This is a genomic window from Pirellulales bacterium (genome assembly GCA_036499395.1).
In the GTDB taxonomy this organism is placed as follows: domain Bacteria; phylum Planctomycetota; class Planctomycetia; order Pirellulales; family JACPPG01; genus JACPPG01.
In genome coordinates, this window is the sequence record DASYDW010000076.1 from 1 (window position 1) to 14,398 (window position 14,398).

The 14,398-nt window shown below is 58.0% G+C and carries 11 protein-coding genes; 8 read left to right on the forward strand and 3 right to left on the reverse strand.

Annotation, left to right across the window (positions count from 1 at the left end):
* Positions 1-346 (forward strand): hydrogenase (locus VGN12_14275; protein ID HEY4310612.1); only part of this gene is annotated, 346 nt, incomplete at its 5' end.
* Between the two features lie 157 nt (positions 347-503).
* Here VGN12_14275 and VGN12_14280 read toward each other — a convergent pair.
* The 3 genes from VGN12_14280 to VGN12_14290 all read right to left on the reverse strand — a co-directional run bounded on the left by VGN12_14280 (position 504) and on the right by VGN12_14290 (position 5,708).
* Entirely contained in the window at positions 504-3,452 is a 2,949-nt protein-coding gene (locus VGN12_14280; GenBank protein HEY4310613.1) for an ABC transporter permease, read from the reverse strand.
* Positions 3,449-4,246 (reverse strand): ABC transporter ATP-binding protein, encoded by a 798-nt coding sequence (locus tag VGN12_14285; protein HEY4310614.1) that lies wholly within the window; start codon positions 4,244-4,246, stop codon positions 3,449-3,451. Before VGN12_14285 ends, VGN12_14280 begins: the two co-directional genes overlap by 4 nt.
* 304 nt (positions 4,247-4,550) lie before the next feature.
* Positions 4,551-5,708 carry a prenyltransferase/squalene oxidase repeat-containing protein gene (locus VGN12_14290; GenBank protein HEY4310615.1) on the reverse strand — a complete coding sequence of 386 codons (1,158 nt, stop codon included), beginning with the start codon at positions 5,706-5,708 and terminating at the stop codon, positions 4,551-4,553.
* 483 nt (positions 5,709-6,191) lie between these two features.
* On the opposite strand from VGN12_14290, the gene VGN12_14295 reads away from it, so the two are divergent.
* The 7 genes from VGN12_14295 to VGN12_14325 all read left to right on the forward strand — a co-directional run bounded on the left by VGN12_14295 (position 6,192) and on the right by VGN12_14325 (position 13,544).
* Entirely contained in the window at positions 6,192-6,458 is a 267-nt protein-coding gene (locus tag VGN12_14295; protein ID HEY4310616.1) for a hypothetical protein, read from the forward strand.
* Positions 6,412-7,332 carry a DUF1559 domain-containing protein gene (locus VGN12_14300; protein HEY4310617.1) on the forward strand — a complete coding sequence of 307 codons (921 nt, stop codon included), beginning with the start codon at positions 6,412-6,414 and terminating at the stop codon, positions 7,330-7,332. The genes VGN12_14295 and VGN12_14300 overlap by 47 nt, the downstream gene beginning before the upstream one ends.
* Before the next feature lie 71 nt (positions 7,333-7,403).
* Positions 7,404-8,408 (forward strand): DUF1559 domain-containing protein, encoded by a 1,005-nt coding sequence (locus VGN12_14305; GenBank protein ID HEY4310618.1) that lies wholly within the window; start codon positions 7,404-7,406, stop codon positions 8,406-8,408.
* A gap of 145 nt (positions 8,409-8,553) precedes the next feature.
* Positions 8,554-8,892, forward strand: a complete 339-nt coding sequence (locus VGN12_14310; GenBank protein ID HEY4310619.1) for a hypothetical protein — start codon at positions 8,554-8,556, stop codon at positions 8,890-8,892.
* Positions 8,893-8,930: 38 nt separating this feature from the next.
* Positions 8,931-10,505: a DUF1549 domain-containing protein gene (locus tag VGN12_14315; protein ID HEY4310620.1), complete on the forward strand. Its 1,575-nt coding sequence runs from the start codon at positions 8,931-8,933 to the stop codon at positions 10,503-10,505.
* Between the two features lie 31 nt (positions 10,506-10,536).
* A complete protein-coding gene (locus VGN12_14320; protein ID HEY4310621.1) occupies positions 10,537-11,853 on the forward strand; it encodes a DUF1501 domain-containing protein in 1,317 nt (438 codons plus the stop codon).
* Entirely contained in the window at positions 11,850-13,544 is a 1,695-nt protein-coding gene (locus VGN12_14325) for a hypothetical protein (GenBank protein ID HEY4310622.1), read from the forward strand. The genes VGN12_14320 and VGN12_14325 overlap by 4 nt, the downstream gene beginning before the upstream one ends.
* Positions 13,545-14,398 lie beyond the last annotated feature (854 nt).

A 14,398-nucleotide genomic window follows, 5' to 3' on the forward strand; every position in this document is an offset into this window, starting at 1 on the left:
GTTGGCTCGCTATAGCTGGCCGGGCAACGTGCGAGAATTGCAAAACGTCATTGAACGCGCGGTCATCAACGCCAACAATGGCCAATTGCGATTCGACGGACTCGTCAGCCCTCGGATGGGAGCAACGCAACCTCTCACGAACGAAGCGAAGGCGCGAGCCAAACCTAAGGGCAATATCCTTTCCCGAAGCGATTTAATCCAACTTGAGATAGAGAATCTCGAAGGAGCGATTGCTGCCGCAGACGGTAAAATCTACGGCCCACACGGCGCGGCAGAACTGCTCGGCGTGCGACCGACTACATTGGCATCACGCATGCGCAAATTGGGAATCAACAAGCCTCGGTGACGTAAGTGCTTGTACTCCTACTCATCGCAGTGTGCGGCTGTCATAGTGAAGCAATGGCACCTAATGTTGCGGACGAGCGGCACGAACGCCATGTGCACGAGCCCAAAGATGCGCATGACCATGAACATCCCGAAGAGTGCCGTACAGAAACCGATGATCACATCGAGGCGCGGCCGGCTTGCAATAAACGCAACGGTTCGGCCCGCCCGGTGGCTATCGCCGGCCAAAGTGCGGCGATCACGCACAGCGCCAGCGTAATGCCGAAACCGATTAAGAGCTTTGCCCAGGGTATAACCAGCGGTGTGATCATACCGCCGCGGATGTTTATGTACCGGGTAACGCCCGTGCCGCAATACCCAGCCAGGACTCCCAGGCCGACGCTGAGAACACAGGCCACAATCGCGACTAAGACTGCTTCAGCCAGGATTAAACGAAACAAGCTGAAACGCGACAGGCCCAGCGCGCGCATGACGCCCATCTCCCAGCGCCTGGCGCGCACCGATGACAGGATCGTATTCATTACCCCTAGCGAAGTGACGGCCAAAGTTACCAAAGGCAGTTGGCTGAGTCCCCAGATGATGCCATCGGCCCGTTCACGAATTGCCGTGCGAACGCCTTCAGCCGTACGAATATTTATGGTCGTCGAATAGTTGCCGCGACGAGGATTGCCGGGCGGCCCCATCGCTCCCCTCTCAGGGCGGTCTCGACGGCGCGCCGCGGCCAAGCTGGGATCGAAATTACGTTCGGCGATAGCCTGCAACGAATTCTTGATGTCCTCCTCGGTCGCCGTCCCGTCGAGGTTCATCCAAAAGAACGTCGTTCGGTCGATGCCGAAGTCGTTGCGCACCTGGTCGAACGAGGCAAACATCAACCCCGCGGCACGGCCGCCGTTGCGGTTCCGTAAGCCAACTTTACTGATCCAATGCCAGCCACTCATCGAGACGACGCCGGCAATCTCGTATTCAAACTTTTGATTCGGTGTTTCCGGCGGAACGACCGAAAATTTGTCGCCGACGTTCAAGCCAGACTCGCGCTGAAAATGATCCGGTACCAAGCAATACCTGCCATTCTTGATCTTTGCCAGCGCTTCCTCGCGCGTCCCTTGCACGAAGTCGAAATCGAACATTGGATGCTTGCCACCCAGCGCTCGATCCGTGTCGACTCCCAGCATTACGCAGTTATCCTGTCGCGTCGCAGAAGGGCGGACGCGAAAGCCGGTGATATCGTCGGCAAATTTTGTCTGTTCGACGGCGAGGGGCAGGCACTGATCGGTCTTGATTCCCTTAATGTGCTGCACATTTTCGATCTCGGAGAAGGGCACGCCCGTCGGTGTGAGGCCTGCCACCATGTCCGGCGCCCACTTGCCCGGTGTAAAGGGGCCCAGCATTGAGTATCCCCACGTTTGCATCGCCACGAACAATCCAAGGCCTAGGGTAGGTGCGATGACCGCTCCGAGCGTTCGCGACAGATTCATCGTGAGCTGCTTGGCCAACAAACGGCGATCGAGACCCAAAAGTCGTGCCACCATGGGGGCAGCGAACCTCTCGGTGACGATGATTGCGCCCGGTGCCAATAGAACGAAGCCAATCACCATGCTGGTGCATCCCATCGCAGCCGATATGCCGTAGCGTGCAGTGTCTGCCATCGGCACCCAAAACACCAAGAGAGGATTCACGGCAATCAGTAGCAGCCCCACGATTGTCGCGCCCCAGGAGAATCGTGCTCCGTATTTCTGCTGTCGCGGCGCCATGGCTTCGAGTGGGCTGACGTTTGTGGCTCGCCACGCCGGCATAATCGACGCTGCCAAAGCTCCGCCCAACGCGCAGGCACCGGATAGCAGGATGCACCATTTTCCTAGCGAGACGCCATCGGGGAACATGTTGGGTCGAAGCATGCGCATCAACTCCAATAAGCCCCAGCCCGCTAACAGTCCGCCGCCCCAGCCAACCAAGCCCAACAGCATACTCTCGATCGCGATCATTGCCCCGATTTGCGCCTTGGTCAGCGATACGGCACGAAGCACGGCGAACTGCCGGATGCGCTCGTGCACTCCCATGCTAAGCGTCGTAAAAATGATGAACAGCGCTGCCAGCAACGATATTCCCGTCGCCGAATACGCCTGTATGCGGATGGCTTCGGAGGTCGTACTATTGGTAATTTCGTTTTCGACCTCCGCAAGTGATTGCATCTCGGCGGCCGAGTCTTTGCCGTTGAAGCGATCGCTCCAGGCGGCCTGGAATTCCACTGGCTTAACGCCGCTGCGCAGCACGATGCCCGCAAAGCTGATACGCGGGGCCGCGCCTGTCAACTTTTCGGCCAAGGTCAGCCGCACGTACAAGGCATTGCTCGTGGGTCCGCGGCGCAGTGCGGCTTCGCGCGATGGCGGCAAGCCGATCGTGAATTTTGGTGGCGGCAAGGTGCGTGATTGTTCAACGATGCCCACGATCTTGACGAGTTGCACTTCTTTGTCAGGACCTCCTCCTACCGCCACTTCGTCCCCCACTTTCACCCCCAATTGTTCTGCCGAACCGCTACTTAGCACCCCCTCGCTGCGATCCATCTGACGCGGATCAAGCCAGACCCCCTCCAACAACGTGTGGGGCGGCTCGCTAGCATCGGTGCCGACCAGCGATGGAACGCGATTCATCCTCGTCATGGCGGCCGAGGCGCTGGCGGCGACTTCCGCTGAAGAGGGAATGCGTGGCGACCCCGAAGTTGGGGCGCCGTCGCGCTCTGGCGTGTCGATCACCCCCGGCTTTTGAATACGCGCCCGAGTTTGAAATACGGGATCGACCGCCGCTACTGCCGGATCCGCGCGCAGCGCCTCGATCAATTCCTGCGAAAGTGCCGGCCCTCCGGTACCTCCTATGAACGAAGAGGCTTGCGAAGGATCCGCCACGGGGAGCAAGATCAACTCATAACGTCCCAGGTAGCCTTCAGCGAACTCGTCAAACTTTTGCGACAACGAATCGTAACCGCTTACGACCCACACCACGATGCAAGCCGCGGCAATCGTGGAGAACATTGTAAGCATCATGCGGGCCGGGTGCTGAAGCGCGTGCGAGATTACCAGCCGAATGACAATCTTCAACTCAGCGACTTTCATGTCTGCAACTCCGCCGGCTGAGGGTTAACGATGTCTTGATAATGCGCTGCCAAAGATTGAGGATCGCTGAACTCGCTGGTGGCGAAGTCGGTTAAAAGCCGGCCGTCTTTCATCACCAGTACACGCTGCGCCCAAAGTGCCACCGCCGGCTCATGCGTTACAATCACGATCGTGCGCTGCTGCTCATGGCACAACTCGCGTAGCAGTCGGCATATGTTCTGTCCGCTCACCGAATCCAGGCTGCCCGTTGGCTCGTCAGCCAACACAAGTGCCGGTTCGGTGATCAATGCCCTAGCAATGGCCACTCGTTGCTGCTCGCCGCCACTGAGCGCATCGGGTCGATGCCGCCGACGCGGAGAGATGCCCAAGCGATCCATCAGGTACTCGATGCGATCTCGCGGAATGTCAGAACGACCGTCCGTCAGCACGGGCAGCGTTATATTCTCCTCCGCGGTCAGCGCCGGAATGAGATTAAATGCTTGAAAAACCAGGCCAATTCGGCGGCGGCGGAATTGCGTCAACTGCCGGTCGTTGAGCGCTGAAAGATCGGTATCATCAATTACCACGCGTCCCTCGTCCGGCCATGTGAGCCCAGCCATAACGTGCAGCAGGGTGCTTTTGCCCGAGCCACTCGCCCCCATTACGGCCACAAACTCGCCGCGAGAAATGGAAAGCGAGACGTCCTTTAACGCCTCGACCGCAATGGGCCCCTGTCGAAAGCGCTTGGTCAAGTTCTCCACGCGCACTGGCGCGGAGGACCCCGCGGAACTTGTCCTGCTTTCGGTATTATCTATCGTAGAGTTCGCCACGATGTGCTTCTCCGAAATGATTCCATAAGTAAAGCTTGTCCATGCGGCGATTACGCAGTGGACGGCCTCCCGCCACCACACGCAGTCCGTCGGATCGCTAGCGCCTTTTCAATGTAATCGGCTGCATAATCCTCTATCCTTCCATCACGGTGAACGTCGCAATTGGCCGCGCCCAGCAAGTCGGTCCGGTCAGAAGTGCCGATCAATGAAATCAGCGCCATGCCTGACACGACTATCGCGGCGCGCGGCCGTGCACAGTGCAGGTGCACTGGTCTTGCGGGTAGCGGTATTATTTTGCCGCCGTCGGCCGACAATAGGAGAGCGTCAAAAGCGCATATCCGGTCACTAGATTCGGATCGCCTTCCATCCAGCGGCTGTTCTCGTTAGCCCAAGACCCATCCGCGCGCTGACGGCGTGCGAGTTCAGCAATTAGATCCGCGCGCCAGTCGTGCGACTTTCCTTGCCCGTCGACGAGCGAGTCTTGGCCAAGAGCAACCAGAGCCTTGCCAAATAGGTGGTAGTAGTAATACAGCCCCTCATCGCCCAAGCCCGGGTTCTCGGCGACGGTGTAGTGCATTTGTGCCCACTTGATAGCCGCCTTGACGCGCGGATCATCGGGCTTGAGCCCAGCAAATATCATGCTCTTCAATCCGGCGTAACTCATGGAACCGTAACTGCGCAACCCGCCATTGGCGGTCTTGCCGGCCGGGCTACTCCCTTGTCCCATCGGCGTGTAGTAAAAACCCCCGTCCGGATCCTTGGCCGCGAATTGCGTCGTGTTATGAGGCGATTCCAAATTCTGACAACGGGACACAAAGATCAAGGCTCGCTTCACGGCCTCGTCGTCGGCTTTGTCGCCGGCCCCCTCTAGTGCCTCCATGAGGAAATGGGTGTTCGACAAGTCGGGCCGTTCGGATCCGCCGTAGCCCACGCCCCCGTACGAAATATCGTCCGGCTTGCGGCCGTCGTTATCGCCGAATTGCAAACCCTTCAGGAACGAGTCCGCATTCTTCAGAGTCTTGTCGTACTTGCCGTTGCGATTAGCCGCGGCGAAACACAGAACTCCCAGACACGTTTCATAGTTGCGCAGCCGCGATTTGGGTGCATAAATACCGCCGTCAGCCTGCACGAAGCCTTCAAGGTATTTCAGACTTTTTGCGATGAGCGGGTCTTCGGGCGTCCGGCCGTTCGCCATAAGGGCCGTGGAGACGATGGCCGTAATTCCGGGGCCGGCAGCGGCACTGAACGAACCATCCTCGGCCTGCCCTTTGGTACGCAGAAAATCGACACCCCGCTGAACGGCCGTCTCGTAGGCTGTCGGATCGATCTCCGGTTTATCAACCGCCGAAACCTGCCGAGCCCCGGTCTCCAGCACGAGAAGCGCGCTTAAAGAAATCACGACCAACAGGGAAATCAAACCCGATGTTTGGACATGCGTTGGCTTCATTTTGCGACTTTTCCTTCCTGCGGATCGTCGAGGTTTCCAAACTTCCCATGATTTACACGCCGGCGCAAAAGCAACTTCAGTGCCGGAACTCGCTATTTGATCAAAGCCGAGCAAACCGGCAGTTGCCCCGCCCACAAGGCCTCAAAGGCAACTGCCAGATGACGAACAAAACATCACGCGTGGCGAGTTTTTCGTCATTCGAGACTTTCTAGCGGCTTTTCAACTCTGCCACTGTGCAAGGAATTCCTGCCTAAATCGCGGAGTTAACTAAATGGCCCGCGCGTAGCATCTCTGAGGTCGCGTTCACTAGAGCTGGAGTTCGCAGCCCGCGCCAGAACTACACCCCTTCCCAGATTGATAGGCCGATCGCGCAGTCAACATTGGAACCTTCACCAAGAGCAGGGGATCCACCCAGAAACTCGTTGGCTCGGGATTCGGCGCTCGGACCGTACCGAGAGGCTTGGCCGCCAACCGTCATGGACCTTGAACGCCGAAACAATCGCCATAGATGGCGAAGAATTGGCCTGCCCGATCCATTGGAAAAGTTCGTCGCCAATTGTGAGCCACGGTTTCACGCCGAAAAACTGGCGTATCCGCGCACTCCTTGTAGCCTTTTTATGCCTGGGCACGCAACTTGCTGCAGCCCGCAGACAACAGTTCGCCATCGAGGCGCTTGAACCTCATCGGACGAAGGAGTCGTACCATGCTTATCCGCAATTGCCGTTCGCGCCGTGGAATTACTTTAATTGAGACGGTTGTGGTGGCAGCAACGGTTTGTCTGTTGGTGATTCTGGCGATCCCCGCCGTTCAAGCCGAAGTTGAGGCGGCACGCAGAACGACATGCCAAGATAATTTGCGGCAAATTGGTCAAGCGTTTCAGAAGCACCACGAAGCGTATGGAGCGTTTCCGCCGTGCCGGACGAACAGACCTGCCGCCCATGGATTCTGCGTCAACCTGCTTCCGTTTATCGATCGAAACGACCTCTATGAAGCGTGGCGTTTCGACAAGCCTTTTCATGATCCGGAAAATGAACCCGTTGCGCGTACTGCAGTAAGTACGTTTCAATGTCCCACAGCCCCAGATCAAAACCGAATTGTGAAGCTGCGGCAGGCAAGCCTGGGCCCCTTTTACGGAACCGAAGGCGTCGCTGGCGATTATTTCGTCACCCATGGACTCAACGGCGGCGAGCGAGGCGAGCGGCAACATCCCGCACTTCTCACTAACGAGAGGCAGCCAATCAGCAAGATTACGGATGGTGCCTCGTGCACGACGCTCGTCCTTGAACACGCCGGCCATACCGATCACTACATCCGTGGCGTCAAACAGGAGAATTACAACAAGAGCGTTCATCCCGGGTGGTGGGGAGCCTGGACGTCTTTTCAAAGCTTCACTTATCAAGGCTACACGGCGGACGGAACGGCAAATGGCAAGGAGTGCTCGATCAACTGCAACAATGCGCAGGGCATCTATTCGTTTCATCCGAAGGGCGCGAACACGCTCTTTTGCGACGGGCGCGTGCGATTCCTGGCGGATAGCGTCCCAGTGGATGTCGTGCTGGCACTTGCGTCGCGTGATGGCGGCGAAATCTTGTCTGTGGACGACTACGGCGTCGTCGCTGAGTAGAGGGAAGCCATGTACGGCCCCTGCACTCACTCGCGTTTAGATTCGGATCGCATTGAACAAGGAGCACGGGCATGAAGGAACAACCTGAAGTCGCACGTCAGAATACGCTATCAGACAACCTTACGGCGCGACGACGCGTGAAAGAGCTCTCCATCGTGTTACAGCGTGCCTGCAAAATGCAAAGCGGTTTTACGCTGGTCGAACTTCTCGTGGTCATTGCGATCATTGGTATTTTGATCGGGCTATTGCTGCCCGCAGTGCAGGCGGCGCGTGAGGCTTCGCGACGGAATAGTTGTGAGAACAATCTCCGTCAAATCGGGATCGCATTTCAAAACGGACACAACGTTAATGGCGGCTTTGCTCCCTGTCGTAGCGCATCGACCACCGGAACGAGAGGATTGGCAACGTATATATTTCCCTACCTCGAGCAGTCAAACGTCGCCAGCATCTATAACGTCAGCTTGAACTTCTACGATGCCGCCAACCAACAAGCGGCCATGACTCCGGTGCCTACGATGCAATGCCCTTCAGCTCCGGAAGCGAACAGAGTGATTACCTTGGGGACGGCTACAACCGGCGTTTCAACTAGCCTGTATGGCACAACGGGTATTGCCTCGGATTACGCAGCCAACCATGCACTAAGCACCGCCTACACTTATCCCGGCCTGACTGGTGACCCGGTGCTGAAGAAAGACGGCACGTATCGGGCCATTTCAGATATCGTGGATGGTACTTCGCACACCACATTGTTACACGAACAGGCGGGCCGCCCCGATCAATATATTCTGGGCGCGAATGTCGGCCAGACTGCGCAACTGTACCCAAATTGGTGGGGCTGCCAGACCGGATACCTAACCTTCACGTACCAGGGTTACACAGCCGACGGACTCTCTGTCGGCTCGGCTTGCTCAATTAATTGCAACAACGCGCAGGGCATTTACGCCTTCCATGTGGCAGGCGCGAACGCAGCATTTTGCGATGGCAGCGTACGCTTTTTGAAGGCCGCTATTCCCGTGCAACTCGTTTACGCACTGGGCACAATCAACGGCACCGAGGTTGTCTCTGACGACCTCTGAATTTCGGTGACGAAGTCATCGTTATATGATGCTGCATCACTTCCGGATATGCACCATGCGGTTTTGCCGATTATTGGTACTGCTCCCATCAATTTCATTATTGGGCTGTGGACGTGATGAGTCACCGAAGCTAGAGGTGTTCCCCGTGGTCGGACGTGTCCTCGTGAATGGCAAACCGGCTTCGCGGGCCGAAATTACTTTTCATCCGCTGTCTTCGCCCGGCGAGCGAGTCACTCCGTTTGCAATCGCGGGCGAAGATGGGGTATTCCGTCTCAGCACCCGCTTGGCTAACGACGGCGCTCCCGCAGGCGAGTACGCAGTGACCGTCGCTTGGCCAAAGATCGTTAAGGGAGTTGGTGGAGAAGAAGATCGGGGACCGGATCAACTGCGTGATCGCTTCCGCGACCCACAACGCCCTGCTGCCAAAGTTACCATTGCCGCGGGGGAGAACGCACTACCTCCGATCGAATTGAAAGTGCGTTAGCTACCTATTCAAACGCAACTTGCCAGGAGGGGATTCGGATGTCCGTCCGCCGAACATTTCTGTCGATCGCCCTTGCCTGGAATACGGTCATTAGCACCGCGGTAGCTGCGGCGCCCGAGGCGGCGGCACTGGCCCGGCGCATCGACGCGCTTCTTGCCGAGGGACACCAGAAACAGGCCGAGCTGGCACCGTTGGCCGATGATGCGACGTTTTTGCGGCGCTTATATCTGGATGCCGTCGGGCGGATTCCCACTGTGGCGGAAGTAAGGACCTTTCTCGAAGCTCAGAGCACCGACAAACGTGCGGTGCTAACTGAGGAGTTGCTAGCCTCATCCGCCAGTGCAAGACATTTCGCCACCTTCTGGCGCCGCACATGGATTCCGCAAGCCGACACTCCGCAATTCGTCGGCTTGTCCGCTGAGGTCGAGCCCTGGTTGGCGGCACGGTTGCGGGAAAACTCGCCCTACGATCACATCGTACATGCGCTGTTGACAGTACCGGCTAGCGGCAAGCCGGAGGCAGGGAAGGCGCAGGATCGTCAGGCTGCGCCGCGCGCCTTTTTCGCCGCCAGCGAGTACAAGCCGGAAAACTTGGCAGCCAATACCGCGCGAGCGTTTCTAGGCGTGAACTTGGATTGTGCGCAGTGTCACGACCACCCTTTCTCGCGCTGGACGCGCGAGCAGTTCTGGCAGACGGCTGCGTTCTTCGCGCGCCCGACGCGGGCCACTGAGGCACTCCCCGTGCGTTTGGAGCTTGCGATTGCCAACACAGACCAGGTGGTGACGCCACGCTTACTTGTTTCCGCGCAGCCTGCCTGGCCAGAGAACATCGAACCAGATACCGGTCGGCATTTGCTCGCCGATTGGATCTGTGACAAACAAAATCCCTACTTGGCCCGCAACGGCGTTAATCGATTATGGGCATATTTCTTTGGTGCCGGATTGATCGAGCCACTGGATGATCTGTCGGGCGAAAATCCCGCCAGCCATCCGAGGTTGCTGGACGAATTGGCCGCGTCGTTCGCTGACAGTGGATTCGATCTGCGCTTCCTAGCAAGCGCGTATATGTCGACCCGGATTTACCAGTCGACGAGCCGACCGCAAGCCAGCGCTGTGAGTGGGCCGGGAACCTCTGGTAGCGTCGATCCAAGGGCATTCGCTTACATGCCGATCCGCGCACTCACGGGGGAACAGCTCTACGCTAGCCTGCGAGTTGCCGCCGCGCTGCCGGTGGAACGCGAAGATCTTGACTCCGCTAGCGTGACCGCAGCTCGCCGGCGATTTACCGCTGGCTTTCGCGTCGACCGTCCTGTCGCGGCCCAGCGTTCGATCATGCAGGCGCTAGCCCTCATGAATGGCGAACTGACCACGGAGGTGACGGACTTCGCAACAAGCCCTCTGCTGCGCGCTACCGTCAACTCGCCGTTCCTGGGAACACCAGAGCGAGTTCAAACGCTTTTCCTGGCGACCCTGGGACGGCTACCGGCTGATGACGAGTTGGTTGCACTCGTTGCGCACGCTTCGCGTCATAGCGACGAGGGCGCGGCCGGCCGGGCGCTTGCCGATATTTTTTGGGCCCTGATCAATTCGAGTGAGTTCAATACTAACCGCTGATGTGACCGTCCCGTAACAAGGAGGACATGGAGTGTTTACGACCTGCTCCGTAACGCGTCGAAATCTTCTGCGTCTGGGGACATTGGGCATCGCCGGCGGTTCCCTTTCCGGTTGGATCGGCACCTTTGCCGCGGATGTAGCGACGCATCCGCAGCGCAAAAAGTCCGTGATACTTCTCTGGCTCAATGGAGGTCCTGCCACCATCGATCTGTGGGATCTCAAGCCTGGCCAGGAGACGGGGGGACCTTATCGTGAGATCGACACGGCAGTAGCCGGATTGCGAATCTCGGAACATCTGCCCATCCTTTCAAAACTGACCGGTGATATGGCGATCATACGCTCGATGGCGAGCAAGGAAGGTGACCACGATCGAGCGACCCACTTGGTGCGCACGGGATACATTCCACAGGGAGCGATTCAATTCCCGGCCGTGGGTGCGCTAGTGGCGCGTGAGTTAGGGATCGCGGACATCGACTTGCCGAATTTCGTAAGCGTCGCCCCCGCCCGTTTTGCTAGCACGATTGGTGGTGGGTTTCTTGGGCCGAATTTCGCGCCCTTGATGATTGCCGAGGGTATCTCCGGCCAAAACGGCATGGAAGGTGATGGCGGTCCTGAGGCGCTGACGGTGCCCGATCTTGCACGAGCTGCAAGCGTGTCGGAGGAAGCTCAACGCGACCGGCTGGCCCTGTTGGATGGTTTTGAACAGCGCTTCCTGAATGGCAGCGAGAATTCCGTAGTGGCTAGCCTAAACTCTGCCACGGCGCGGGCCGTGCGACTCATGCGTCCCGAAGCCGCCCGCGCTTTCCGCATTGAAGACGAACCGGAGGCATTGCGCGACGCCTACGGTCGCAACCTGTTTGGGCAGGGATGCCTACTCGCTCGCAGACTTATCGAACGCGGTGTGGCCTGCGTGGAGATTACTTTGGGAGGTTGGGATACACATCAGAATAACTTCGACCGAGTCAAGGGCTTGTCGGGCACGCTCGACGTGGGTTTCGGGACGCTCATGGCCGATCTGAAGGATCGAGGCTTGCTCGAATCGACGTTAATTATCTGCATGGGCGAGTTCGGACGAACTCCGAAGATCAATGGCAATACTGGCCGTGACCATTGGCCGCAATCGTGGGCTACGGTGCTGGCCGGCGGCGGAATCAAGGGCGGCCAGGCAATTGGCCGAACCAATGCGGATGGCACTGCCGTCGAGGAACGTCCCGTAACAGTCCCCGACCTGATAGCGACAGCCTCCAAGGCGGTCGGAATTGACCCCAGGAAACAAAACATGTCGAACGTCAGTCGGCCCATTCGGGTCGCCGATCCGGCGGCCCATCCGATCGAGGAAATTCTATGATGCGGCGCGAGCGGATGGGAATGTACTTGTCGACGATCGCATGCGCGATTTTATGGGGAGCAAGTCCAGAAGCGCGTGCTGACGGCGGCGATTCTTCCGCCGATGCAGTTAGCTCTTGTGCGGATGGCCTGGACTTGATCGTACTCGCTCCTCACAAGGCCGTGCGCGTACAGATCCGCGCGGAATTAGACCACCACTCAGTTAGTTCGCTTTGGGGCGACGCGGCGGCCTTTCAGCGTTTGCTCTCGTATTACGATCGTAATGACGACGGGATTCTCGACAGGGAGGAAGGGGCTCGACTCCCCTCGCCCTTCGCAGTTCGGCAGCAGCTGTGGCGACCCATTGCCCCCTTTACGGGTCCTGGCCCGGCATTCGAATCTCTCGATCTTAATGACGACGGGAAGGTTGTGCTCAGTGAATTGGCCGATTGCTATCGCCGCGGTGGCCTAGGAAACATAACGGTAGCAGTGGGCAGGCCGCCGTCCACTGCCGCATTGACAACGGCGCTCGTTAACCAGCTCGACGTCGACGGCAATGGCCGCGCCGACGAACAGGAATGGCAAAATGCCGCGCTATTGCTCCGCAAGTCCGACGCGGACGGTGATGAGCTGATCGGCCCTGGCGATTTGCTGGCTGGCGTTGCCTATCCTGGTGCCATGGGGGCGGTACTCGTGTCGGCACCGACGGCAGCGGTCTCGTCTAAAGCGATTGACGGTTCGGTTCCCGCCATCGTGCTGCCCACGCGCCTGGCTGATACGCAGTGGGCGACATTCCTGGTACGCCAGCAGGATCGCGATGGTAATGGCCGGTTGGATACGCAGGAGTTGTCGATTTCTGCGGACAGTCGATCGTTGCTCGACGGCGACAATGATGGTCAGTTAACCGCGGACGAACTCGCCGGCTGGCGGCGGCTAAAAGCGGACTTGGTTTGCCGCGTTCGCCTCGACGACGGCCAATCCACTACAGCACTCATCGAGCATGCCACAAATGTCAGTGTTGCTGCCGACAATCAAGACGACGTCTGCTTATCCGTCGAACCCTTGCAATTTGTGCTGCGGCCTGCCGAAGGTGCGCTGGGCAAGTTAATTCCGTTGCGCAAGAAGCGCTACGAGACCCGCTTTACCGATGCCGATACTAATCAGGATGGGGCGCTGACCGTTGACGAAGTCAGCAAGCGTGACCTGTCCGAACTCAAATACCTGTTGAATTCCGCGGACCGCGACGGAAATGGACAGCTCAGCAAGCTAGAGTTGTCCGCATGGCTTGATTTACAGGAACAACTCGCGCGCGGCCATATTTTGCTGACCTTATACGATTACGGTACCGGCCTTTTCGAGTTCTTGGACGCCGATCACAACGGCGGTCTATCTGCCCGCGAACTGCGCATCGCCTGGCAACGAGTGCGCGAAGCCGGGTGTATCCAAGAGGGAGCTTTCGATGCCACGGCGTTGCCTCATTTATGCCTCGCCAGTATCAGCCGTGGTCATCCGCTTTCCGCCGTCGCGCTCCCACGACGAGACGGTCCGACGTGGTTTTTGTCGATGGACCGCAACAGTGACGGGGATGTCTCCGCGCGAGAATTTCTCGGCTCTTCGGCCGAGTTCCGGATGCTCGACACCGATGGCGATGGTCTATTGAGCGCGAACGAAGCACGCCTTGGCGACATATCTCGGTCGGCCAGCGCAAAATAAAACCGATGCGACGCTCGTCTCAGAAACACGTCGGACTTGGATTGCTAGCCGGACTTCTTATCGCTGGTCTGCTAGGAGCTTTGCTGGCAGGCGGAGGGGTGAGCTCAGCTTCTCGTAGTACGGTTCCTTGCGATGATCGAGTGCGGCTAGCAGTCGAGTCCCAATTCTTGCTGAGTGCCCTTGAAGGATCTGACGAGAATCTTGACGGTGAGGCACTGTTGCGGGCCCGTGCCTTTGTTGCCCGCTGTACCAAAATGGTCGCGGACCAGAATGGCGAACAAGTCAAAGGTCCAGTGCTTGAAGAACGAAAACACGTCCGACCTGCGGGTAAAGACAGCGGTCCGTTAGACGGAAGCACATCACATGTCGGCATAGAATCCCGATATGGGGATGAAGGCCCTTACTACTATCACTCTTCGGAAAAGCGCTCAGATCCCTAGCACAATAGAAATGTGACAGATATGGACGCTCGGCACGAGCAATACGCGGATTGGTAAGTGAACACTTTATCGGCATTTGTCACGATTTCTATGTCGTTGTTGACGGTACATCGAATTCGAAGGTCGGGCTTCTCTGACGAGGCACATACTCCTTCGGGAAGTGATTTGCAGTCGCCGGAATTCCCGGCCGACACGCGAAGCACGGGCGCGCTGACCTTGGCCGTTGTCCGCTCATCGGCCAAGTCCTCCAACCACGCACCGAACACTTCCTTGTCCGAATTGGTGACGTAACGGCACAACACCACCGTCATTCGACTCCAAGTGCCGCTTATATTTTACGAAATGACAGGATCGTTGGTGATGACTCGACAGGACTCTGTACTGACGTAGGGTCATTCTTCCTCGCGAAGGCAC